We start from the raw sequence: 22655 nt of genomic DNA on the forward strand, positions 1-22655 counted from the left end.
TTCATTGCTTTTCGCGAGAACCCTTGAGCAGCCTGCCGATGGTAAAGGATGTGCGCGGTGCATAGACATAATTCGTCCGTTTCTCGGGCGTCGGGCGCGAACGCATACGGGCGAGGCCAAAGACAATAAGAAACACATGACCCAATGCAACAAAAGCAAACAGGGCTCCGGGGCCGAATTGCTGGATCAACGTGGATGAGATGTAGGGCGATGCAATCGCCCCCAGCGCGTACCAGAACATCAAGGCTGCTGCCAATTCAACGCGTTGTTCGGTCGTGGCAAAATCATTCGCATGCGCCGAGGAAACCGAGAAAATCGGAAACGTGGTCAGGCCAAAGAACCCGGCGGCCAGCATAACGCCGACCGTTCCAGTTCCGCTAGCCAACATCGTGACACCGCAGCTTAGCACCGCTGCCACGGATAGCCAGATCAGCACCCAGCGTCGATCATACTTGTCTGCGAGCCAACCCAAGGGGTACTGGGCCAGTGCGCCGCCCAGAACGAAAGAGGCCAGAAAGAAGGCAATCTGATCTACGCCCAATCCGACCTCCTGACCGTATACCGGGCCGACCATGCGCAATGATGCCGAACTGAGCGCAGCCACGATAACGCCCGCCACAGCCAGTGGTGAGCTGTGCCAGGCCAGCTTGGGACGCAGGCGCGGGGTGTCCGGTGTCTTGGGTTGGCTGGCGCGAGTTAGGGCCAGCGGCAAGATCGATGCACAGCATAGGATCGCAAGCAGGTTGTATGAAACGTAAGAGGCGGGTGGCAGAACAGCAATGATAAGCTGTGCACAAAGCGAGGCCCCCATATCGGCGATACGGTAGGTGCCCATCGCGCGGCCACGGGTTTCGTTGGTGACCTTGGCGTTCAGCCAAGCCTCGATCACGGTGTAACACCCAGCGACACAGGTTCCCGACGCGATACGCAGCGCGGCCCAGACATAAGGGTTTTCAGTCAGCGTATGCCCCAGCAACCCCATCGCGCCCAAAGCGGTGCAGACCGCAAATGCGCGCGAGTGCCCGACGCTGCCCATAAGCCGCGGAGCCCACCAGCAACCAACAAAGAACCCAATGAAGTGCGATGACCCCAGCAGACCGATCTGTTCGGTCGAAAAATCAAGCGTCAGCCCCGAGATTGCATCCAGCGGACCAACACCGCCCGTTGAGAGCTGCAGCAGAATGACCGAAAGAAAGAGGGCGGCAAATGAAATGATCGTACGCATGATAGGTGCAACTTGACCTTGTCGCCACGAAATGCGCGCGCCTAATCGACGCCCTGACGTCGTTTTTTGCCTTTTTGTGGTTAATCCTGCCGGATGATTTCGGCGTGGATGTCCAGGCCGATCGTGGGTTGTACAAGATCAGGATATCCAGACGCGCCAAACTCATTTCGATTGATCGCCCCCTCTAGCCGGATGGACAGGGTGTCCAAATCATCCACCGCGCTTCCCGGTCTCCGATACAGATTGGCGCTCAAAGTCACCGGACGCGTGATACCGCGCACTGTCAGATCGCCGGTCACGGTTGCACCTTCCGAGATACGGCCAGTGGGTCCCAGCTGAATCTTAGTCGTGATGAAACGGATGGTGGGGTATTGGGCAGCGTTCAACACACTTTTTCCCAACATCGGACCTCGGGCAAATGGTAGGTTCGTCCGCGCCCGGGCCACGTCCAGCACGACATCGACCCGGCTGTTTTGCAAGCGATTGGTATCAATCAGAATTTGGGCCGACTGTACTGGTATCGTGCCCGTCTGAAGCGCGCCGGACAAATCATAGGTGAAGCCGACGGAACTGCGCGATGCTGCCAGCGCATATGGGGTGAGGGCGGCCATCGCTGCCCGTGCCATTGGTAACGCGCAAAGGCTTGCAATCAGGCTGCGTCGGGTAAGGTTCCTCATGCCATCGCCGTGCGACCGCGCTGGCGCGAGCGTTTCATGAGCATCAGCACGATTGCGATGTTCAGCCCGTTCCAAAGGATGCCATTGATGAAAGCAAACTGATAACTGCCAGTCACGTCGTAGATCCAGCCCGACATCCAACCACCCAGAGCCATGCCGAGGATAGTCATCATCATGACAAAACCCACGCGCGCGCCGGCCTCTTGCGGGGGCATATATTCGCGTACAATCAGCGCGTAGCTGGGGACGATACCACCCTGGGCCAGCCCGAATAGCATGCTGACTACATAAAGCGAAACCATCCCATCATAAGGGAGAAACAGGAACAGAGCGATACATTGCAGGACCGAGCCGATCAGCAGTGTTGAAAGCCCTCCCAACCGGTCCGCGACAAGCCCCGAGATGATACGGCTAACCACGCCGCCCAACAGCATCAGAGACAGCATCTCGGCACCAACGGCCGGGCCATAGCCCAAGCCCACACAATAGGAGACAATATGGACCTGGGGCATCGACATGGCCACGCAGCAGCCGATACCAGCCAGCCCGAGGATGTACTGCAGGGCGCGGGGTGAAAAGCCGACGCTTTGTGCTTTGACCTGTGCTGCCGCTGCTGCCGTGCCATGCGCCTCGACGGGGACCTGTCTGCGCAAAAGCAGGGACAGAGGAATGACGGCGACCAGGGTGATGACGGCGAGACTCAGATAAACCTGCTGCCACCCTTCGCGCTGCAGAATGCCCGACAGCAGCGTGGGCCAGATCGCGCCCGACAGGTAGTTGCCACTGGCCACCAGTGCCACGGCAATCCCTCGCCTGCGCATGAACCAATGCGAGATATCGGCGATCAGCGGTCCAAATCCGATTGACGTGCCGAGCCCCAGCAGAAGATGCGCAACCGACAGCAGCGCAATATTCGGCGCAAGGGTTGCCAGCAGATAGCTTACCGCGCTCAGCACAGCGGCGCCGATCAACGCCATTGTCACGCCCAGTCGGTCCACCAGCTTGCCCAGCCACATGTTGCCGAAGGCAAAGCCGATCATGGCGAGCGTATAGGGCATCGACGCCGCGGCTCGGTCTGCGCCAAACTCGGCCTCGATGGCGGGCATGACGACGATCACAGCCCACATGCCCACATTGACCACGGTTGCGATGGCCAGGGTGATCAGCAGGCGAAGCCACGAATATCGGCTGTCATGGATCGGGTGTGTCATGTCGGCACGCTAGGGGGCAAGTCCGGTTTTGGCCAGTCACAAGTTATGTGATCATCGGGGCGTCTTCGGATTTGATCTGCTTTAACTGCAGTCCGCAATGAGGAGCAGCCCGCGTCACGTGCCAACTGGCCGGGGGCAGGGCGCGGGCGCGGCGGCGGGTCAGACACCAACTGCAGGCCTCGTCCCGATAGGTGGGCACCATATGCCAGCGCGTCTCAATCCCCTGTGCGCCACCATCGTCAGGCGTCAGCAATAGCCCCAGCGGAGCCTGTCCCGATATGCCGCCCTGTTCGGCAGCCAGATGCATCCGCCGGACCGGGGTCAGACCCGGCGGGCCGGGCAAATCGCCAATGACCAACGGGGCGGCACCGCTGCGCAAGGCTTCTTCCATGCACCACAACAGGTCTTCGGGTTTGTCAGGGCGGATCAGCAGAAACCGGGACGGATCGGCAAAAGGCAGCATGCCCTCGGGATGCAGCTGCGCCACCTCCCAAGCCGGGGCAATCCACATCACTGGCCCTTGAGTCTGCGCCGCCACCCACAGAGCAAAGCTACGCCGGGCAGGGCCGCAGGCTTCGTGTACACGGGCCAGTTGCAGACTGATCTGTGGGTGCAGGGCCACCCCGGGTGGGGTGCGCGCGGGCTTGCGGCCAAGAAGATTGGTGGACATGCTGATCAAATTAGCATGTTCTCATTTTGTTCTCAATTGGGGGAATGCGGTCAACGCGACAGGATTAGACGCCCATCTGCGAACTGGATGTTCGAAAAGCGGTGCAGATACGCCATCCCTAGCAAGGATTGACCCAGATCGCCTTCATTGACCGAGGCCGGGATATCGCGATCGGTGATGGGGCCCAAAGACAGGCTGTCCAGCCGAACCGGCGCTGTACGCACAATGCCATTGGCCGTCGAGGCGCGGCCGAGATAGTTCAATTGATCCGTATCGATTCCAATTCGTTCGGCATCTTTCGGGCTGATGACGATATTGCTGGCCCCAGTATCGACCAGAAAGGTCACCGCTGTGCCATTCACCAGCATTGGTAAATAGTAGTGTCCATCATAAGAGCGGGGCACTTCAATCCGCTGATCAGTTACGGTCAGTTGCGGGGTCGGGCTGACGGTTGAACGGATGTCATCCCACAATCCGACAACGGCAATGACACCGATAAAGATAAACACCCAAGCCGCGACCTGCTGCATGGTTTTTCCCAACGACTGACGGTTCTGAGTGATAAACCACATCAACAGGGCAGCACCCAGCAGAAACAGATAGGTCAAGCGCCCAATATCGTAGCCGTCCATTCAATCACCCGAAATCAGTTTTCTCATACCAATATGGTGTTTCACGAGGCGAAACCAAAGGCTTTGAGGCCATCAAGAATGAACTGAACCGACAGTGCAGCCAGCAGCATACCCAGCAGCCGTGTCAGCACGTTCAGCCCGGTCTTACCTAGAATACGGGCGATCATGCCTCCGGCCAGAAAGAACACAAATACAACCAACATGACGGCAAGCATAACAGCGCAGGCCGCTGCGATCCCAGGGACGCCCGGGTTTTGTCCGGCCAAAAGAATGATTGTTGCGATCGATCCAGGGCCCGCGATCAGGGGTATGGCCAAGGGGAACACCGAAGGGTCAGAATGATCTTCTTCCTCGGCGCGGTCCTCGCGGCGTTTGGTACGGCGGTCGAACAGCATGTCCAGCGCAGTCAGAAACAAAAGCGCGCCACCTGCAACGCGGAAGGCTTCCATCGAGATGCCGACGAATCCAAGAACCGCTTCACCAAAAGCGGCAAAGGCGATCAGGATGAAAACTGCGGTCAGGCAGCTGCGAATAGCAATCTTACGGCGTGTGGCCGCATCCATGTCCTGCGTCAAGGCAACGAAAATTGGCGTGGTGCCGAAAGGGTCGATCACCACGAACATCGTGGTGAAAGCCGTTATGAAAAAGGCCATGTCGATCATGCTGCACTCTCTGCCTGTTCCAACCGTTCTGCGGCGGCGACCCATAGGGCTTCAGCCTTTTGCATGGCTTCGACCACCTCGGCGAATTTGCGGTTCCAGGTTTCCAGATCGTTGATCCGGTCATCTTCATAAAGCGCCGGATCCGCCAGCTTGGCAGAAAGCTTGTCGTGCATATCGGTCAGTTTCTCGACCCGGTCTTCGCATTTGCGCAGATCCGCACGCAGGGCCAATACGGTCTCGCGTGACGCACGTTTGGGTTTGGGCGCCTGTAGTTTATCTTTGACCGGTTTCTCGCGGGCCAGCAAAAGAGCGCGATAGGCTTCAAGATCGCCATCGAATGGCTTCACGGTGCCATCCGAGACCAGCCATAGCCGATCAGCGACAAGCGACAGTAGATGCATGTCGTGGCTGACCAAGATGACCGCGCCGGAATAGGCAGTCAGTGCCTCGACCAACGCTTCGCGGCTTTCGATGTCCAGATGGTTCGTCGGTTCGTCAAGGATCAGCATATGCGGCGCGTCGATGGTAGCGATCAGCAGCGACAAACGCGCTTTTTGCCCGCCAGAAAGACGCCCGACTAACGTTTCCGCCTGATCCGCGTTCAATCCGAACCCCGCCAGACGCGAGCGCCACTTGCCGGGCGCCTCATTGGGGCGTAGGCGGCGCAGGTGATCCAATGGTGTTTCGTCAACATGCAGCTCATCTACTTGATGCTGCGCGAAATAGCCGATGCGCAGCTTGGAGCTTCGGGTCATTTTACCCGCCATCAGGGGTAGGCGGTCAGATAGCAGTTTCGAAAGGGTCGACTTGCCCTGACCATTCTTGCCTAGCAGAGCGATGCGATCATCCTGATCAATACGCAGGTTCAGTCGTCGCAGAACCTCGGTCTCACCATAACCGGTCACGCCTCCTTCAAGCTGAATGATCGGTGGCGACAGCTCTTCTGGCTCGGGGAATGAAAAGGCGCGCAAAGCCGCCTCTTGCGGAGTTGAAACCAGTTGGATGCGCTCGATCATCTTCAAACGAGACTGGGCCTGTACGGCCTTTGACGCCTTATAGCGGAAACGATCCACGAAACTTTGCAGATGTGCGATGCGGGCCTTGGCCTTGGCGTTTTCCGACTCTGCTTGTGCCAGACGTTCAGCGCGACGTTCGGCAAACTTGTCGTAGGGAACCGCGTAATAAGTCAGTTTGCGATCTTCGAGATGCAGAATTGATCCGACGGCGCGGTTCAACAACCCCCGGTCGTGGCTGATGATGATGACGGTGTGAGGGTATTTGGCCAGATAGCTTTCAAGCCACAACGCACCTTCAAGGTCCAGATAATTGGTCGGTTCGTCCAACAGCAACAGGTCAGGCTGCGAAAACAGTACGGCCGCCAGCGCTACCCTCATGCGCCATCCGCCCGAGAAATCCGAACAGGGTTTCAGCTGATCCTCATCGTCAAAGCCCAGTCCTTTGAGGATCGAGGCTGCCCGAGCCTCAGCCGACCAAGCATCAATATCAGCCAGCCGTGTCTGGATTTCAGCAATCCGGTCCGGATCTGTCGCGCTGTCTGCTTCGGCCATCAATGTGCTGCGTTCCACATCCGCAGCCAGAACCGTGTTGATCAGCGAGACATCCGAGGATGGCACTTCCTGCGCCACGCCCCCGATCCGCGCGCGTTTTGGCAGGGATATATTGCCTGATTCCAGCGACAGCTCGCCCCGGATCAACCGAAAGAGCGTCGTCTTTCCGGTACCATTGCGCCCGACAAGGCCGACCTTGTGGCCATCGGGAATGGTCGCGCTGGCCTCGTCGAACAGAGGACGGCCTTCAACGGCGTATGTGATGTTCTCGATCCGTAGCATGAGGCGCTCTTATCAGAGCATCCAAGACGCCGCCAGAGGTCACCATGTTCAAGCCAGAAGCAATGTGTTAGCGCTGTTCCGGTTCGTCTTCCAAACGGTTTCGATATGCGTGCGGCTCAATCTCCTCCGACCCTGATAACGCTGATCTTTGCAACGGCGCTCTCGGTTCTGACACTGAACATGTTCCTGCCGTCGCTGGCGCATATGAGCGAAGATTTCGGCGTGGATTATGGCCTGATGAACGTGGCCGTCGCAGGATACCTATTTGTCTCGGCGGTCTTGCAGTTGATCGTCGGGCCGCTGTCGGATCGCTACGGGCGAAGACCTGTTTTGTTGATCGCGATGGTCATATTTGTCGCCGCTTCAATTGGATGCGTTTTAGCCGAGTCAATCTGGGTTTTCCTTTCGTTTCGGATGATTCAGGCGGCGGTGGTGGCCGGGCCGGTGCTGTCGAGTGCTTCGATCCGCGACCGATATCCACCAAACGAGGCCGCGAGCAAGCTGGGCTATGTCGCAATGGCCATGGCACTGGCACCGATGCTTGGGCCAATGCTAGGTGGCGCGCTGGATATGCTTTTTGGTTGGCGGGCCGGGTTCGTGCTGTATTCGCTGCTTGGGGCAGGGGTGCTGTTGCTGCTTTGGGCTGACATGGGTGAAACCAACACCAACCGCTCGTCGACTTTCGCGGCGCAGATGCGGGAATACCCGCATTTGTTCCGCGCGCGTAGGTTCTGGGGTTACGCCTTATGCGCCGCGTTCTCCATCGGCGGTTTTTTTAGTTTTATCACCGGCGCGCCATTGGTCGCCGCAGCCTTGTTCGATCTGAGCCCAGCAATGCTGGGTCTGGGCATCGGTATCATCACGGGCGGGTTTATGGTCGGCAACTTTGTCACCGGGCGCATCGCAAAGCGCACCCAGCTGACGACAATGATCTTGTTCGGTCGGGTAGTGGCGTCGGTTGGGCCATTTTGCGGGCTGCTGCTGTTCATCGGCAATATGGGCTCGGTCTGGGTGTTTTTTGGATCCGCCATCTGCGTTGGTTTCGGAAATGGTTTGACCAATGCAAATGCCTCGGCCGGGGTGATGTCGGTACGTCCGAAACTGGCCGGCAGTGCGGCTGGATTATCAGGCGCCTTGATCGTGGCACTGGGGGCTGTCTTGACCATGATGACCGGGACGTTTGTAAGCCCTGAAAACGGGCCATATCTGGTGCTGAGTATGATGTGCGGCAGCAGCTTTGCTGGTCTTTTGGCAGTGCTCTATGTCCGCCGGTTGGATCGTACCGACCCACTGCCCGAGGCGATCTGAGTGATAAACGATCATAACGCTTTTCATGAGGCAAATACCATGTTAGGCGGCGCGCGATGGATTTCGGCGCGGGTATCGCGCCCTTAAGTCAAGGAGAGGCCAATATGGCACTGGAACGCACATTCTCGATCATCAAACCCGATGCAACCCGCCGCAACCTGACTGGCAAGATCAATGCCAAGTTCGAAGAAGCTGGCCTACGCATCGTCGCGCAAAAGCGCATTCATATGACCAAAGCTCAAGCTGGCAAGTTCTATGACGTGCACGCCGAGCGTCCGTTCTATGACGAACTGTGCGAATTCATGTCGTCGGCCCCTGTTGTTGTTCAGGTTCTCGAAGGCGAAGGTGCCATTGCAAAGAACCGCGAAGTAATGGGCGCAACCAACCCTGCAGACGCAGCACCTGGCACCATCCGCGCCGAGTTCGCTGAATCGGTCGGTGAAAACTCGGTCCACGGTTCGGACGCACCGGAAACTGCCGCGGTTGAGATCGCCTACTTCTTCTCGGGCATCGAACTGGTCGGCTAATCGGTCGTCAGATCACAGCTTTAGGCCGTACCCTACATAGGGTGCGGCCTTTCTTATTAGGGCAGGATTCAACAGTGTCTGTCCGCATTGCTTTGGTTGACAGGAGTAAAACGCCGTCATGAGCACAAACAAACGCATTGTTCTTTCCAGTGATCACGCTGCAATCGACCTCAGGCAGGCTATCTCTGCTTACGTTGAAGCCCAAGGTTGGGAGGCCGTAGATATCGGCCCGACCACATCGGAAAGCACTCATTATCCCGAACACGGAGCTGCTGCAGCGCGCCTTGTGGCTTCGGGTGATTGTCGCTTTGGTATCATCTTGTGTGGCACCGGTCAGGGTATCATGATGGCGGCGAACAAAATCAACGGCGTCAGATGTGGCGTTTGCAGTGATGTCTTTTCGGCCCAGATGATCCGTCAGCACAATGACGCAAACATGCTCTCGCTCGGGGCGCGGATTCTCGATGAAAAGCAAGCACTGGAAATCACGGCTGCTTTCCTGACATCCGAATTCGAAGGTGGTCGCCACGCAATGCGGGTCGACATGATCGAGGCTCTCGAAGCCTAGTCTGCCGACAAATCCTTGGCTGATATTCGCACGCCCAAAGCATCAAGATCGGCAATCATCTGATGCTTTGGCGTTATGCTGACTCCGGCTTTGATCGCATCGAACCGTTCGCGCAAGGCCTTCTTTTCCTCGCCCTTGCAGTCATTCCAGGGACGGCCTTGCAAGCCCATGACCAGCACATAATAACCGATGAAATGAGGGCGCGTTCCGGCCTGTAGCAGGCGCGTATAAGCCTCGTCTGCTCCCAACGCTCGCAATTCCTGAGCTGTCATAATGCCCGCACGCGCGCAGGCTTGCTCGAATGCCGGGCCAAGATTGCGGATGGAGGATATCGGATCAGACATGCCTTGTCTTATCCCGCCCGATACGGCCTGTCACCCGCTCAAGGTTGTTTGCAGCTTCCCTTTCCGCTACCCAAGCGTTGGAGGGGTCAAGCATGAACGATCTAAGCCTAGAGAATGTCGCGCAAAATTTGGACCTGATGAACCCGCCCGAGGGGTTTGTCGACGACCCGTTCCCCTTTTATGATGCACTGCTTAAGCATGCGCCTGTATTGCGGCAGCCGGACGGTTCCATGTTGTTGTCGCGCCATGCGGATCTGGATGCCATTTATCGCAACACGACGCTTTATTCCTCGGATAAGGAGGCTGCGTTCGGCCCTAAATTCGGTGTTGGCTCGCCGTTATTCGAACATCATACAACTTCACTGGTGTTCTCCGATCCACCGCTGCACACGCGGGTGCGCAAGATCATGACCTCAGCCCTGACGCCCCGGGCAATCGCGCGGATGGAGCCGGGTCTGATCGAAACCGTTGATACGCTGCTGGATGATATGGCGGGCAGGGGACGGGTTGATCTGATTGCGGATTTTGCCTCGACCATTCCAATCCAAATCATCGGCAATCTGCTGGATGTACCGATGGATGAACGCGCGCCTCTGCGCGATTGGTCTCTGGCTATCCTTGGTGCTTTGGAACCCGCTTTGACGGAAGCTCAGCTGGAAAAGGGTCACACTGCTGTTCGCGACTTCAAAACTTACCTTCGGGATCTCGTCGCCCGTCGTCGCGCAAAACCGGGAGATCCGGAAATAGATGTTCTGACACGTCTGATCCGTGGCGAAGGCGCGGATGAGATGCTGAGCGAGATTGAGCTTCTGCAAAACTGCATCTTCATACTGAACGCGGGCCACGAAACGACCACCAATCTGATCGGCAATGGGCTGGCGCTGCTTCATGACTATCCAGAACAACGCCAAAGACTGTTGGAAGATGGCGAATTGATTGCTCCGGCGGTTGAAGAGGTCTTGCGCTTTCGGTCGCCCAACCAATTTGGCAACCGGGAAACTACGTCGGACGTTGAAATCCGAGGACATCAGATCGCCAAAGGAACGAACCTGCATCTATGTATCGGGGCAGCGAACCGTGATCCCGAGGTGTTCACCGACCCGACCCGGTTTGACATCACACGCAAGCCGAACAGGCACCTGGCCTTCGCGGGCGGGCCGCATGTCTGCGTTGGCCTGACTTTGGCGCGCCTTGAAGGTCGTGTTGCACTGGATCGATTGCTGAAGCGATTTCCCGATTACCAGATTCAAGGAAAACGGGTGCAGGGTGGTCGCATTCGTTTTCACGGATACGCGTCGTTGCCTGCACTTATATAATCTGTTCAATACTCTAGTAGATGTTCTTCATGTAGCTAGGAATTGCGTGACAACTTCAGAGTTGTCTCAAGCCCTGGTTTACGATTGCGCGCCAGAAATGTGCCGCCGTGCATATGCGAAATTGCCGCCACAAGCGCCAGTCCAAGACCGGCATTGCGCCCGGTCCTTGCAGGATCAAGCGTGACAAACGGCATCTGCAATCGGGGCAGATCGCTTTCTGGTACGCCAGGGCCCCGGTCGCGAACGCTGAGTAACGCATAGTCGCCGTCGTCTCGAATTTCGATGGTGATCGCTGTGCCGGGCGGGGCGTAGCGCATGGCGTTTTCAAGAAGGTTCGACAGTGCTTGAGACAGCAGAGGGCGATGGCCTTGGATTGGGTCCGCGTTTCCAACGACCTCAAGTCGGATGTTCTGATCAGACGCGACAGGTTCGTATAACTCAACCACGTCACCGACCAGTTGCAAAAGCTTTACCGGTTCAAATTGTTCGCGGCCCAGACCGGCCTCGGCACGCGAAATCTCGGTCAGTTGGCTGAGAACGCGCAGCAGGTGATCAATCTCGCCGGTCGCGCGCGCCATGTCGATCTCGCGATCTTGATCGCTTTTGCCGGGCTCAGCCAGGGATTCGACCCTTTGCCGCAGCCGCGACAAGGGAGAGCGCAGGTCATGAGCAATCGAATTGGAGGTTGTGCGCAGGTTGCTGATCAACTCTTCAATACGGTCCAGCATGTTGTTCAACGTGCCCGCGACCTGATCGAATTCATCGCCCGTGCCACGTAGAGGCATGCGCAGAGCTAAATCGCCGGAAACGATATTGTCGGCTGTATTGGCGATGTCTTTCAGTCGTGAAAACACCAGCCGGGTCAGCAGCCAGCCGGTCAACAAACTCAGCGCCAATGAAGTGGCAAGTGCCAGTGCAACAGACCGGAACAGAACCCGGTCGAATTGCTGTCTGGCCAATGAATCACGCCCGACAAGCAGCCTCTCACCACCCGGCAGCCGGACCGAAGCGGCAGAGATCGGGACATATTGATCCGTATCTTCTTTGCGAAGCTGAAGATCGACCCAGCCGCTGCCCGGAGTTATCCCTTCCGGCCAATGCGTCAGGTTGCCCGCCAGTTTCGTGCCTTGCCGACCTGTCAGCAGGTACAAGGCATCCCGCTCAGCCGCTGTCGGCAAACGGCGGTCGATGGCAGAGATCAACCCGATCATGCCACGCCGTTCATATTCATCTGCGAGGCCCGTAAGCTCGGCCTGAACGACCGAACGCGTCTCGCCTGAAATCGTGCGATTGGCCGTAAAATACACCATCGTCAGAACGGTCGCCGTCAGCAAAGTGCTAAGCACCATGCTGGCCAGAACCAACCGAGTACGAGAGTTTTTCAGCGACAGGCGCAGGTTATCCATCCGAAACCATGTATCCGGCGCCTCGGACTGTTTCAATCACCGGGTCAGCTCCGTCTTCATCAAGTTGGCGGCGCAGTTTCGAAATATGGACGTCGACCACGTTGGTGTTCGGGTCAAAGTGGTAATCCCACACACCTTCAAGCAACATCGTGCGCGAGACGACGCGGTTTTTTCGGCGCAGAAAGAACTCCAGAATTTGAAATTCGCGCGGAGTCAGGGTGATTTCACGACCGTTGCGTGTGACCTTGCGGGTCAACAGATCCATTTCGAGATCGCGGCAGGCAAGGGTCGGCGTTTCTTCGGCTTCTTGCGGTCGACGCAACAGGGCTTCGATCCGGGCATGAAGTTCCTGGAATGAAAATGGTTTGACCAGATAATCGTCTGCGCCCGCGCGGAGGCCTTTGACTCGCTCGTCCACTGCACTCATGGCGGTTAACATCAGAACAGGTGTTTTCAACCCAGCCGCACGCATTGACTTAATCAGTGATAACCCGTCCAGCCCGGGAAGCATTCGGTCCAGTACGACCGCATCAAATCCGCCGTCAGTTGCGTGGTACAGGCCTTCGCGGCCATCTGATGCGACTTCGACAACATAGCCTTCTTCACCAAATCCCTTGGCAATGAAGTCCCGTGTGTCTTGGTCATCTTCAACGATCAACAAGCGTCTGCTCATGGTCAGGGCTCCTTCCCAATGGGATTTAAACACACATACTCTTTGAAAAAAACATGCCGGGTGCAAAGGTGCACCCGGCTGTTCCGGCGGCACGTGGACAATCCGTGCCTGCCAGAATAAGCGCTCCAGATTTCCCCATCATGTGGCGCGCTTAGGTGTAGGGTTAAGCGATTTCGACCGCGACGAAGATCTGGTTGCCACCGCGATTGATCAAAACCAGAGCTGGATCCGTCTTTTCGTTCTCCAGCGCTTCTTTCAAAGCGTCTGGCGTAACGGTATCCAGATTGCCCAGTCGAACGATCACATCACCACGCTGCAATCCGGCCTTGGCCGCGGGGCTTTCGGGCTCCAGATCAGTGACAACAACACCATCGACGTTCTCGGCCACGCCAATCTCGGCGCGGGCGGTTTCGGTCAGCGGTGCCACGGTTACGCCCAGCGACGTACCTTCGAACTTGTCTTCAACCACGCTATCGGTCGCCGCCGAGGCTGACTGATGCTGACCGATTGTCAGTTCGATCTGTTCTTCTTTGCCATTTCGAAGAACAGTCAGCGTGCTATCAGTACCTACCTTGGTCGTGCCAACCAGGATCGGAAGATCGCTACTGGAATCAACGGCTTCGTCATTGAAGGTCAGGATCACGTCACCTTGCTGCAGTACGCCATCGGCCGGGCTGTCCGGTACAACATCCGATACCAGTGCACCTGTTGCCGTATCGATACCCATCGCAGCAGCCAGTTCGGGGCTGACATTCTGGATCGACACTCCCAACCAACCGCGGCTGACCTCGCCGTCATCGCGCAGATCAGCCGTGATGTGATCTACAATATTCGAAGTCACCGCAAAGCCGAGTCCGACTGAGCCGCCGCTGGGCGAATAGATCGCCGAGTTCACACCGATCACCTCACCATCCATGTTGAATAGCGGACCACCCGAGTTGCCTTTGTTGATAGCAGCGTCGGTCTGGATGAATTCGGCGTAGGGGCCTTCCGAAATATTGCGCCCCTTCGCGGAAACAATACCGGTCGTAACGGTTGCATTCAGGCCAAACGGGTTGCCGATGGCGACGACGTCTTCGCCTACGCGAATGACGTCGCTGTCACCCATTTGAACGGCTTGCAGGTCTTCTCCTGCGTCGATTTTAAGCACGGCGATGTCCGTAAGCGGATCTGTACCAACGATTTCAGCTTCGAATGTGCGGTTATCGCTCAGACGTACGGTCACTTTGCTGGCGTTGTCGACAACGTGGTGGTTGGTGACGATGTATCCCGCCTTATCAAGTACAAAGCCTGATCCCAAACCCTGGCTGGGGCCTCGCTGCGGCATGTCAAATCCTTCAGGACCGCCGAACCGCTTAAAGAACTCGCCAAAGGGATGGTTTTCGAGGTCGAACTCCTGACCTTGTGTGGGGCGTGGTTTGGCATCTTGCTTGGCGGTGATCGTGACCACCGAGGGCGAGACGGTTTCGACCAGATCGGCCAGAGCCTCGTCTGCCATTGCGGGCAGGGCGGTGGTGGCCATCATGGCCGCGCCCAGTGCGGTAGCTCCCATCCAGCTTGATGTGCGTGGAATAAGCAGTGAGGATTTACGGATGCTCATTTTGACTCCTGTCTATTTCGGCGGTTGATCCCGCGCATTGAGACAGGAGATGCACTGGCAACCTTGGGATATCCTGAGAGAAATATTAAGAAACCTTAATTTCGCCACGTTTCGCCGCTTTAATGACTCCGTTCAACGTGCTCGGGTAGCAAGAATCAGCTTGGGTGCTATGTGGCGAATCGGTGGATTGTTGCCGATAAAGTCAATAATTTCGAAAAAGCATTGAATTGATTCATTTTTGTTAACAAAGAAACGACGCTTTTGCGGTCTCAAAAATACTTCTCCTAAAAGTTGCGTGAGATGGAGTGTTCAAATTTCGAACACGCCCGTCGATGCCTTTGAAATAGGTAAGTTAGCCGTATTCTAAGTGCGCAACTGACGGAAACTTCTGGAAAAAGTATAAGTCGATGCAACCATTGGTAGAATCCAGAGTGTTGCATTGTTGCTCAAAAGCCAGTGCGCCTGCGCTGAAATTTACCATTTCATCCAATTTTACATTGTTTGAACGCATCGGATCAGCGACATTGGAGTTGCCCAAGTGAGGGGGGCCTTAGGCACTAGGGGGTGTCAAAGGCGCATCTCAGTCTCCATAGCGCTGAGCGGCATGTTAACGAGGGGGTCTTGTTTAGGTTCAGCAGCACAACGTCGGGAAGCCTGATTGGCGATCTGACCGCGCTTTAGAGATTGGTGAAAGTGGTAGTCCTGTTTTTGGGCATGCGACCCGGTCATTATTGACCGGGTCGCGTTTATTTGAGGGGCTGCTTTTGCGGTCGGCCCGCATTCCAACGGGTCCAATCGGCGGGTGTATCCAAATCAAGCAGCGCATTCTGGGCGGGCAGGCGATGCAGATGAACCTTGCCCTTGTAGCGTTGCACGACAATCTGCGCGCCGCTGTCACCGTTCAGTTCCGAAAGCTCTGAAAATAGAGAACGATCAAAGACGACAGGATGGCCGGGAGCGCCTTCCTCAGTAGCCCCACGCCATATCAGATTGTCAGGGTGGGTTTTGACCGATCGGAGAACGCTGTTCAGGTCTTGGGTTGTGAGGTCCGGAAGGTCCGATAACAGGATCATGACCGCAGGTGCATTTGCTGGAACGGAGGCTATTGCGCCTCTCAAACTGGCATTCATGCCTTCTTGCGCATTTGGGATTTCGACCAGTTGAACATCGAGGCCCTGTAGCACCGTATATCGGGGATGTGGGGCCGGGGGCAGGGCGATGATAACGTGACCTGCGGCAAGCGCCCGCTGAGCCACTCGGCGCAGAAGCGGCACGCCTTCAATCGGTTGCATTAACTTATCAGCACCACCCATGCGGCTGGATTGCCCGGCAGCGAGCAGGATGATGGGAATCTGGGTCATTTCGCAAGCATGCCGTCGGTGGATTAATAAGTCATCCCCGCATTCTTGTGCCATCGGGATCGAAAAGTGGGGTCGTGATGACACGCGCTTTGCGCATCTGACCTAGAATTTCAATTTCAACCGCACGTCCCTCGGTGGCCTGTTCAGTCGGGAGGAACCCCATGGCAATCGACTTGCCCGCAAAGTGCGAATACCCACCAGATGTACAGAAGCCGACAACAACGCCGTCTAACCAGATCGGTTCGTACGCGTTTACATCTGCATCTGCCGCGTCGACCTCAAAAGCCACCAAGCGGCGATCAGCGCCAGATGCGCGCTCGGCCTCGGCCGCTGCTCGGCCTATGAAATCGCTGCTCTTGGAGAATGAGATAAACCGATCCAACCCGGTTTCTGCCGCTGTATAGTCGGGTGAAAATTCTCGCATCCACGAGCCAAAGAACTTGTCCAGACGCAGACTCATCATTGCGCGCATGCCAAATGGGGTCATGTCATGAGCTTGACCCGCTTGCCACAAACTCCACCAGAGTTGCCGTTGGGCCATTGGGTCGCAATAAATCTCATAACCCAGATCGCCGGTATAGCTGACACGCTGAACGATGCAGTCCGTCATGCCAATTGTCATCTCGCGCACGTCGAGGAACCTGAGCGAGTTGACTGCTTCTCGGGTGCAGGCCGACAAAACCTCGGTGGCCTTGGGGCCTGCGATCTGAAACCCATTCAACCGGTCGCTGATGTTCTCGATGCCCACGCCATCGTCCTGGTTTTGTAGGAACCAGCGCATATGGAACGCCTGACTGCCGTATGAGGCGGTGAGGTGGAACAGATCGTCGTCCAGACAGGAAACGGTGAAATCCCCGATCAGCTTACCTTTGTGCGAGAGCATTGGCGTCAGTGAGACGCGCCCCGGTTTGGGTATGCGCCCCGCCATGACGCGATCCAGCCATGCACGGGCACCGGCACCCGTAATACGGTATTTTCCGAAATTGTGGACTTCGTTGATCCCAACACCTCCACGCACGGCACGAACTTCGCGGCCGGTGGCCTCAAAGGCGTTGGAACGGCGGAACGAGGGTGTCTCGAAATCCGGTTCATCGCCTTGGGCAAAGTAGTTTGGTACTTCCAGCCCGTATTGCTGCCCCCAAACGGCACCGAGATCGCTGAAGATGTCGTACATTGGTGTGGTTCGGTTGGGACGCGCTGCAGGCAGTTCCTCGTTCGGATAAGCGACGCTGAACCGCTTCTGATAGTTCTCGATCACCTTGGGGCGCGTGTAGCCCGGGCTGATCCAATCGCCAAACCGCGCCACATCCATGGCAAACACATCGCGTTCGGGTTCGCCTTCGATCATCCATTGAGCAAGGGTCAAGCCAACACCACCGCCTTGGCTGAAACCGGCCATGACACCGCAGGCTGACCAGTAGTTCCGCACGCCAGGCACCGGACCGACCAGAGGGTTGCCATCCGGGGCAAAGGTAAACGGCCCATGGATGACGGATTTGACACCCGCCTCAGCGAGAACAGGGAAGCGTTTGTAGGCGAATTCGATGCTATCGGTGATTTTGTCGAAGTCATCGGGCAGCAGTTCGTGGCCAAACTCCCACGGGGTGCCGTCGACCGCCCAAGGTTTGCAGGGCTGTTCGTAAAAGCCGATGCACAGTCCACGCCCTTCCTGCCGCAGATAGCTTTCGCCAGCGGGGTCCATCACATGCGGGTGCTCGCCACCTGCGTCGATGATGGCCTCGATCTCGGGTATGTTATCGGTGACCAGATATTGATGCTCCATCGGATGCAACGGGAAGTAGATCCCGGCCATCGCACCGACCTCGCGCGCCCACAATCCGCCCGCATTGACGATATGTTCGGCGTGAATTGTACCCTTGTCGGTCAACACGTCCCAAGTTCCGTCCGGGCGCTGGTTGGTCTCGCGCACCATGCAATGTGTTTCGATCGTAGCCCCGCCCATACGCGCGGCCTTGGCGTATGCGTGTGTTGTACCCGACGGATCAAGATGCCCGTCCAGCGGATCATACAGCGCACCAAGGATGCCATCGGTGTTGGTGATCGGAGCAATTTTTTTGATCTCCTCAGGCCCGACGATCTCGGTCTCAAGACCCATGAAACGGTGCTTGGCGCGTTCGGCAAGCAACATGTCGAACCGGTCTTGATTGTCGGCCAGCGTGACGCCGCCGACGTGGTGCAGGCCGCACGACATGCCCGTGATCTCTTCCAGCTCTTTGTACAGCCGGATGGTATAGCCCTGCAGGGCGGCCATGTTTGTGTCACCGTTCAGGGTGTGAAACCCGCCCGCCGCATGCCAGGTCGAACCGCTGGTCAGCTCAGACCGTTCCAGCAGCATCACATCCGACCAACCGAGCTTGGTCAGGTGATAGAGGACCGAGCATCCGACAACGCCGCCTCCGATAACTGCGACACGGGTGGTGGTTTTCACGATGTTTCTCCCTCGGCTTTTGGCCGAGCCTGCCGAGGGCTCTGGCGTATTACTGTTCCGTTCGCGACACCGCGCGTCGTTTGCTGAATACGCGCGCTGTAGGGCTTAGAGAGGACGAACCTTGAGGGCGGTGATCCTGTTGCCTTCGCGGGCCGTGACCTCAAATCGGAAACCGTGGAACGAGAATACTTGGCCCACAATGGGGATCATCTGAGCCTCGTGGATCACCAACCCGGCCAGCGTGTTGGCTTCTTCATCCGGCAGCGACCAGTCTAGCGCGCGGTTTGCGTCGCGGATGGTCATCGCGCCTTCGACCAGATACTGGCCGTCGTCAGATCGGGTAACGGGGACATCTTCGTCGATGTCGAACTCGTCTGCGATCTCGCCCACGATCTCTTCCAGAATATCTTCCAGCGTGATCAGCCCGCGCAGCGATCCGTATTCGTCGACAACCAAGGCAAAATGGCTGTGCATCCGAAGAAACTCACGCATCTGGTCGTCCAGAGTGGTGGTTTCGGGCACGAAATAAGGATCGTTGGCAACCTTCGCGATGTCGAAATTCTTAAGCCGCTCTGGATCACCATCCGCGCCACCTACCTGCGCATACATTGCGCGAAACAGGTCTTTGGCGTGCACGACACCCACGATGTTTTCCTGTTCTTCACGGAACACAGGCAGGCGGGTGTGCGGGCTTTCCAGACATTGTTTCAAGATCGCTTCGGGTTCGTCATCCGCATCGATCATCTCAATATTCGAGCGATGAAGCATGATCTCTTCCACCGCGCGGTCGCCAAGATCGAGCGCGCCCAGAATACGGTCGCGATCTTCTTTTTCGACCACACCTTCGGAATGGCCCAGTTGCAATGCGCCAGCTATTTCTTCACGGACCGCAAGGATGTTGCTATCAGGGTCGATCTGTACGCCGAACAGGCGCAATACACCGCGCACCAGCAGTCGGACGGCAGCCACCACCGGCGAGAACACCGTTACGACGACGCTGATAACGGGTGCCACCAAGGCGGCGGCTTTTTCGGCGTTGGTAATCGCGTAGGTCTTGGGCAGCACCTCGGCAAAGATCAGCACCAGAAGGGTCATCACGAGCGTCGCCAGCGCCACACCGCTTTCGCCGAACAGGCGAGTAAACAGGGCGGTTGCCAACGAAGCGGCAAGGATGTTGACAAGGTTGTTGCCGAGAAGGACCGAGCCGATCAGACGTTCGTTATCATCGGTGATTTCCAGCGCTTTTTTTGCCCCGCGCGAGCCTTTGTCAGCCTGCGCTCTCAGCTTGCCACGCGATGATGCGGTCAGCGCAGTTTCGGAGCCCGAAAAAAAGCCCGATAGGACAAGGAGAAGAAGAATGGATCCTGTCGTGATCCAGAATGCGCCATCAAGCAGAGAAGGAGTGGGTTCCATTGGTCCTAGGTTGTTCGTGTTGCTGCATTCGTTATGGGGGTGCGGGCGCGGCCAATCAAGGGGTTAGCCCTGATCTGTGGTGTCGTCTTTGGCCAGCGGGTGGTGTTCCAACACCAGTTCCGACAGGCGCTCATCCAGAACATGCGTATAGATCTCGGTTGTCGCCACATCTGCATGGCCCAACAGCGTCTGGATCGAGCGCAAATCCGCGCCATTGGCCAGCAGGTGCGTCGCAAACGCATGGCGCAGCGTATGAGGTGTGACTTTTTCAGGCGAAACACCGCCTTCGATCGCCAGTTCCTTGACCAGCAGAAAGAAGCGATGCCGCGTCAGGTGCCCGGATTTCCCGCGCGACGGGAACAGGAAACGCGACGCTTGCCCCCCTTTGGAAATGGCTTTTTCCTCGGCCGCATCGCGGGCTTGCAGCCAGTCTGCCAACGCCTCGCGGGCAGGGGGGGACAGCGGAACCATCCGTTCTTTCCCGCCTTTGCCGAGGACCAGCAGCATGCGCGGATCACCTCTGGCTGAACTGACCGGCAGCGATACCAGTTCTGTCACCCGCATCCCCGTCGCATAGAGCAGTTCCATCAGGCACGTGTTGCGAATTTTGTCTGCGTCGGAACGGCCCGTGCGCCGCGCTGCTGCAAGCAGGTGGTCAACTTCGGGCACGTCCAGTGTTTTTGGCAATCGCTTGGGGCGCCCTGGTCCCTTGATCTGGATGGCCGGGTTGCTTTCGCGCCAGCCTTCTTCGAAAGCAAATCGATACAATTGTTTGATCGCCGACAACCGCCGTGCCCTTGTCGAGCGCGACAGGCCCTGCGCATCGCAATCGATCAGGTAACCTTCGATCCGATCGCGATCCGCTTCGGAAAAGCCCGATTTCCGACGCGTCAACCAATCAGAGAAATCTTTCAGATCCCGGCCATAGGCGAGCAGGGTGTTGGTGGCAGCGCCAAGCTCGGCAGCTTGCGCTTCGAGGAAGGTGGAAATCCACAGCTCCTGAGACGCGGGCGCGGTCATGCTCAAGCCCCGTTCAAGATCATCAACTGCAACGCGGCCCGACGTGCGGTGTCTTCAAGACCCACGCGGCGGAACGCAGCGATTGCAGCGGTCAGGTCGACCAGATTGCCGCGCGCGCCATGGGCGAACAATTGCATCGTTTCCAGAATGGCTTCGCCCAATTGATCGTTACTCAGCAGCCCGTCGATATCCGAAGGGATGGGCGCGGACCAGGCAAAGCCCTGCGAAATGGCATCCGCCAGAGGGGTTGGCGACGGCGCGCGTTGCGGATCGCCCTGTGCAAGGGCGGCCAGAAACATATTCGCATCGGAACCTTCGGGCACATCTTGCGCCGCGTCTTCATAAAGCTCGGATAACAGCAGAATACGCCACCGCAGATTCTTGGCGGCCGAACCTGATAGTTTCATTGCTGCCAGACGCGGGGCAAAAAGTTCGGCAAACGGAACCTCAAGCCCGACGGTTTTCATCTGAGCCCAGACCTCAGCAAGAGTTTTGGAAACTGCCTCGGGATTTCCGGTTTCCAATGCGGTTTCGAACCGTTGGATGGCAGCCACGCGGTCCCAGACAGCACCCGAAGCAGCCGGAGAACGTTCGGTATACAGGCCGAGCAACTGATTGGGTGTCAGCGCCCCAATCCGCGTCAATCGTTCAGCAGCTTCGACCTGGGCTTTCCAGCCCGCCACATCGCGCAGATCGGCATTGGCGAACGCCCGTGGCAGTGAAGCCGTGGGCAAACGTTCACCAATGGCTTCGAACAGACGGAACGTAAGCGGATTCGGGTCGTCGGGCTGAGGAAGATACTCAGCCCCTTCGAACAATTCCGGGCTGAGAAAGCGATCGAGCAAGGCAAGCTGGTCTTCGGGAAGCACCTGCAGCGCATGAGCGGCTTCGAGCGTCAGCGCGGCTGAGGCCCAATCTCCACGACGGGCCTTGCAGAATATCTGCGCCGCGTAATCCCGAGACAAATTCGGCTGCGCGATCAGCGCGGTGCAACTCCGGTCTTCGTCACCCGTCAGCAAAGTTGCATCGAACCAGCGTTTGAAACGAGCTTGCGTATCGGTCGGACCGGCCAGCTGAACCAGAGATTGTACCGGATCGGATGCGCCCAATTGCATAAGGCGGTCCAGTCGCGCCATCAGCAATTTGTCTTCTGCCTGTCCTCCGCTCGGGGGACGTGCCTCGGAAAGGAGCAGGGTGAACAGCAGCCGCTGCATTGCGGGGTTGGACTTGACCCGCACCTGCGCGATCAGTTCCGCCAACCGATCCGCATCGCTGTTCTGCCACAAGTTGACCGGCAGACCTGTGACGGAAGAGGCCACCAAACCCAGCGGTGGCGACAGCGCCTCAAGCGGGGTGACCTGAATATCCGGCTGCAACCCTGTCTGGGTCACAGGCGGTTCCATCAGCACTGTGCCCGGTAGATTTTCTGGGGGGTCGGTCAGCCAGTCGATGATCGACAAGGGCTCCGTCGATTGTGCCTGCGCAGTTCCGGCTAGAAAAAACGCCAGAAGAGTGGTTCTAGTCGGCATTCAAGATGACCGGTTCGCGGACTTCACTTTGAGGAGCGGAAAAGTCCGCACCAAAAAACGGCCCGACATAGGCATACCCAACCAGCCCGATGAAACACAGGCAGATGAGGTAAATCAGGAACTTGATTAAACGGCCCATGGGTGAACGCTGCCTCAATTTTTGCTTTTGCCCAAGTTATAACTAGCATTTTTCTTAAGATCACGTCATTCACGA

General features: G+C 57.3%; 21 protein-coding genes. 4 read left to right on the forward strand and 17 right to left on the reverse strand.

The window, feature by feature from the left end; genetic code table 11:
* Position 1: 1 nt before the first annotated feature.
* The 7 genes from ACR0CZ_RS09635 to ACR0CZ_RS09665 all read right to left on the reverse strand — a co-directional run bounded on the left by ACR0CZ_RS09635 (position 2) and on the right by ACR0CZ_RS09665 (position 6927).
* Positions 2-1225 carry an MFS transporter gene (locus tag ACR0CZ_RS09635; RefSeq protein ID WP_170393328.1) on the reverse strand — a complete coding sequence of 408 codons (1224 nt, stop codon included), beginning with the start codon at positions 1223-1225 and terminating at the stop codon, positions 2-4.
* Positions 1226-1305: 80 nt separating this feature from the next.
* Positions 1306-1902, reverse strand: a complete 597-nt coding sequence (locus ACR0CZ_RS09640) for a YceI family protein (protein ID WP_170393327.1) — start codon at positions 1900-1902, stop codon at positions 1306-1308.
* Entirely contained in the window at positions 1899-3113 is a 1215-nt protein-coding gene (locus ACR0CZ_RS09645) for an MFS transporter (protein ID WP_170393326.1), read from the reverse strand. The genes ACR0CZ_RS09640 and ACR0CZ_RS09645 overlap by 4 nt, the downstream gene beginning before the upstream one ends.
* Positions 3114-3156: 43 nt before the next feature.
* Positions 3157-3783: a hypothetical protein gene (locus tag ACR0CZ_RS09650; RefSeq protein ID WP_170393325.1), complete on the reverse strand. Its 627-nt coding sequence runs from the start codon at positions 3781-3783 to the stop codon at positions 3157-3159.
* 50 nt (positions 3784-3833) lie between these two features.
* The gene (locus ACR0CZ_RS09655; RefSeq protein WP_170393324.1) at positions 3834-4415 is read right to left on the reverse strand and encodes a TIGR02281 family clan AA aspartic protease; all 582 of its coding nucleotides are present in this window, start codon (positions 4413-4415) and stop codon (positions 3834-3836) included.
* A 41-nt stretch (positions 4416-4456) separates the two neighbouring features.
* Positions 4457-5077 carry a MarC family protein gene (locus tag ACR0CZ_RS09660; RefSeq protein WP_170393323.1) on the reverse strand — a complete coding sequence of 207 codons (621 nt, stop codon included), beginning with the start codon at positions 5075-5077 and terminating at the stop codon, positions 4457-4459.
* Complete coding sequence (locus ACR0CZ_RS09665; RefSeq protein ID WP_170393322.1) at positions 5074-6927, reverse strand: ABC-F family ATP-binding cassette domain-containing protein; 1854 nt, start codon at positions 6925-6927, stop codon at positions 5074-5076. Before ACR0CZ_RS09665 ends, ACR0CZ_RS09660 begins: the two co-directional genes overlap by 4 nt.
* A gap of 105 nt (positions 6928-7032) precedes the next feature.
* Between ACR0CZ_RS09665 and ACR0CZ_RS09670 the strand changes: the two genes are divergently transcribed.
* The 3 genes from ACR0CZ_RS09670 (at position 7033) to rpiB (ending at position 9330) form a co-directional block, all read left to right on the forward strand.
* Positions 7033-8235, forward strand: coding sequence for a multidrug effflux MFS transporter (locus ACR0CZ_RS09670; RefSeq protein WP_170393321.1), 1203 nt, complete (start codon positions 7033-7035; stop codon positions 8233-8235).
* A gap of 104 nt (positions 8236-8339) precedes the next feature.
* Positions 8340-8762 carry a nucleoside-diphosphate kinase gene (gene ndk / locus ACR0CZ_RS09675; protein ID WP_008757405.1) on the forward strand — a complete coding sequence of 141 codons (423 nt, stop codon included), beginning with the start codon at positions 8340-8342 and terminating at the stop codon, positions 8760-8762.
* Positions 8763-8880: 118 nt separating this feature from the next.
* Entirely contained in the window at positions 8881-9330 is a 450-nt protein-coding gene (rpiB, locus tag ACR0CZ_RS09680; protein ID WP_170393320.1) for a ribose 5-phosphate isomerase B, read from the forward strand.
* Here rpiB and ACR0CZ_RS09685 read toward each other — a convergent pair.
* Complete coding sequence (locus ACR0CZ_RS09685) at positions 9327-9674, reverse strand: TfoX/Sxy family protein (RefSeq protein WP_170393319.1); 348 nt, start codon at positions 9672-9674, stop codon at positions 9327-9329. The two genes, rpiB and ACR0CZ_RS09685, sit on opposite strands and share 4 nt — an antisense overlap.
* A gap of 92 nt (positions 9675-9766) precedes the next feature.
* Between ACR0CZ_RS09685 and ACR0CZ_RS09690 the strand changes: the two genes are divergently transcribed.
* Positions 9767-10990, forward strand: a complete 1224-nt coding sequence (locus ACR0CZ_RS09690; RefSeq protein ID WP_170393318.1) for a cytochrome P450 — start codon at positions 9767-9769, stop codon at positions 10988-10990.
* 35 nt (positions 10991-11025) lie between these two features.
* On the opposite strand, the gene ACR0CZ_RS09695 is transcribed toward ACR0CZ_RS09690, so the two are convergent.
* The 9 genes from ACR0CZ_RS09695 to ACR0CZ_RS09735 all read right to left on the reverse strand — a co-directional run bounded on the left by ACR0CZ_RS09695 (position 11026) and on the right by ACR0CZ_RS09735 (position 22580).
* Positions 11026-12396, reverse strand: a complete 1371-nt coding sequence (locus ACR0CZ_RS09695) for a sensor histidine kinase (RefSeq protein WP_170393317.1) — start codon at positions 12394-12396, stop codon at positions 11026-11028.
* Positions 12389-13069 (reverse strand): response regulator transcription factor, encoded by a 681-nt coding sequence (locus ACR0CZ_RS09700; protein ID WP_170393316.1) that lies wholly within the window; start codon positions 13067-13069, stop codon positions 12389-12391. Before ACR0CZ_RS09700 ends, ACR0CZ_RS09695 begins: the two co-directional genes overlap by 8 nt.
* 163 nt (positions 13070-13232) lie before the next feature.
* Positions 13233-14669: a Do family serine endopeptidase gene (locus ACR0CZ_RS09705; protein ID WP_170393315.1), complete on the reverse strand. Its 1437-nt coding sequence runs from the start codon at positions 14667-14669 to the stop codon at positions 13233-13235.
* 746 nt (positions 14670-15415) lie between these two features.
* Positions 15416-16030 (reverse strand): nucleotidyltransferase family protein, encoded by a 615-nt coding sequence (locus ACR0CZ_RS09710; RefSeq protein ID WP_170393314.1) that lies wholly within the window; start codon positions 16028-16030, stop codon positions 15416-15418.
* 31 nt (positions 16031-16061) lie between these two features.
* The gene (locus ACR0CZ_RS09715) at positions 16062-18479 is read right to left on the reverse strand and encodes a GcvT family protein (RefSeq protein WP_480536957.1); all 2418 of its coding nucleotides are present in this window, start codon (positions 18477-18479) and stop codon (positions 16062-16064) included.
* Positions 18480-18584: 105 nt separating this feature from the next.
* Positions 18585-19892, reverse strand: coding sequence for an HlyC/CorC family transporter (locus ACR0CZ_RS09720; RefSeq protein WP_170393312.1), 1308 nt, complete (start codon positions 19890-19892; stop codon positions 18585-18587).
* A gap of 63 nt (positions 19893-19955) precedes the next feature.
* The gene (locus ACR0CZ_RS09725) at positions 19956-20912 is read right to left on the reverse strand and encodes a site-specific tyrosine recombinase XerD (RefSeq protein ID WP_170393311.1); all 957 of its coding nucleotides are present in this window, start codon (positions 20910-20912) and stop codon (positions 19956-19958) included.
* A gap of 2 nt (positions 20913-20914) precedes the next feature.
* Positions 20915-22441 (reverse strand): hypothetical protein, encoded by a 1527-nt coding sequence (locus ACR0CZ_RS09730; protein ID WP_480536956.1) that lies wholly within the window; start codon positions 22439-22441, stop codon positions 20915-20917.
* Entirely contained in the window at positions 22431-22580 is a 150-nt protein-coding gene (locus ACR0CZ_RS09735) for a hypothetical protein (RefSeq protein ID WP_170393309.1), read from the reverse strand. Before ACR0CZ_RS09735 ends, ACR0CZ_RS09730 begins: the two co-directional genes overlap by 11 nt.
* Between the last annotated feature and the right edge of the window lie 75 nt (positions 22581-22655).

It is taken from the genome of Ruegeria sp. H9 (assembly GCF_056532915.1).

What these genes read in the sequence shown, in the direction of transcription:
- ACR0CZ_RS09635 (WP_170393328.1), bottom strand. Translation starts at nt 1,225, where the DNA reads ATGCGTACGATCATTTCATTTGCCGCCCTCTTTCTTTCGGTCATTCTG.
- ACR0CZ_RS09665 (WP_170393322.1), bottom strand. Translation starts at nt 6,927, where the DNA reads ATGCTACGGATCGAGAACATCACATACGCCGTTGAAGGCCGTCCTCTG.
- ACR0CZ_RS09660 (WP_170393323.1), bottom strand. Translation starts at nt 5,077, where the DNA reads ATGATCGACATGGCCTTTTTCATAACGGCTTTCACCACGATGTTCGTG.
- ACR0CZ_RS09700 (WP_170393316.1), bottom strand. Translation starts at nt 13,069, where the DNA reads ATGAGCAGACGCTTGTTGATCGTTGAAGATGACCAAGACACACGGGAC.
- ACR0CZ_RS09735 (WP_170393309.1), bottom strand. Translation starts at nt 22,580, where the DNA reads ATGGGCCGTTTAATCAAGTTCCTGATTTACCTCATCTGCCTGTGTTTC.
- ACR0CZ_RS09640 (WP_170393327.1), bottom strand. Translation starts at nt 1,902, where the DNA reads ATGAGGAACCTTACCCGACGCAGCCTGATTGCAAGCCTTTGCGCGTTA.
- ACR0CZ_RS09705 (WP_170393315.1), bottom strand. Translation starts at nt 14,669, where the DNA reads ATGAGCATCCGTAAATCCTCACTGCTTATTCCACGCACATCAAGCTGG.
- ACR0CZ_RS09685 (WP_170393319.1), bottom strand. Translation starts at nt 9,674, where the DNA reads ATGTCTGATCCGATATCCTCCATCCGCAATCTTGGCCCGGCATTCGAG.
- ACR0CZ_RS09730 (WP_480536956.1), bottom strand. Translation starts at nt 22,441, where the DNA reads ATGCCGACTAGAACCACTCTTCTGGCGTTTTTTCTAGCCGGAACTGCG.
- ACR0CZ_RS09655 (WP_170393324.1), bottom strand. Translation starts at nt 4,415, where the DNA reads ATGGACGGCTACGATATTGGGCGCTTGACCTATCTGTTTCTGCTGGGT.
- ACR0CZ_RS09670 (WP_170393321.1), top strand. Translation starts at nt 7,033, where the DNA reads ATGCGTGCGGCTCAATCTCCTCCGACCCTGATAACGCTGATCTTTGCA.
- ACR0CZ_RS09695 (WP_170393317.1), bottom strand. Translation starts at nt 12,396, where the DNA reads ATGGATAACCTGCGCCTGTCGCTGAAAAACTCTCGTACTCGGTTGGTT.
- ACR0CZ_RS09690 (WP_170393318.1), top strand. Translation starts at nt 9,767, where the DNA reads ATGAACGATCTAAGCCTAGAGAATGTCGCGCAAAATTTGGACCTGATG.
- ndk (WP_008757405.1), top strand. Translation starts at nt 8,340, where the DNA reads ATGGCACTGGAACGCACATTCTCGATCATCAAACCCGATGCAACCCGC.
- ACR0CZ_RS09720 (WP_170393312.1), bottom strand. Translation starts at nt 19,892, where the DNA reads ATGGAACCCACTCCTTCTCTGCTTGATGGCGCATTCTGGATCACGACA.
- ACR0CZ_RS09650 (WP_170393325.1), bottom strand. Translation starts at nt 3,783, where the DNA reads ATGTCCACCAATCTTCTTGGCCGCAAGCCCGCGCGCACCCCACCCGGG.
- rpiB (WP_170393320.1), top strand. Translation starts at nt 8,881, where the DNA reads ATGAGCACAAACAAACGCATTGTTCTTTCCAGTGATCACGCTGCAATC.
- ACR0CZ_RS09710 (WP_170393314.1), bottom strand. Translation starts at nt 16,030, where the DNA reads ATGACCCAGATTCCCATCATCCTGCTCGCTGCCGGGCAATCCAGCCGC.
- ACR0CZ_RS09645 (WP_170393326.1), bottom strand. Translation starts at nt 3,113, where the DNA reads ATGACACACCCGATCCATGACAGCCGATATTCGTGGCTTCGCCTGCTG.
- ACR0CZ_RS09725 (WP_170393311.1), bottom strand. Translation starts at nt 20,912, where the DNA reads ATGACCGCGCCCGCGTCTCAGGAGCTGTGGATTTCCACCTTCCTCGAA.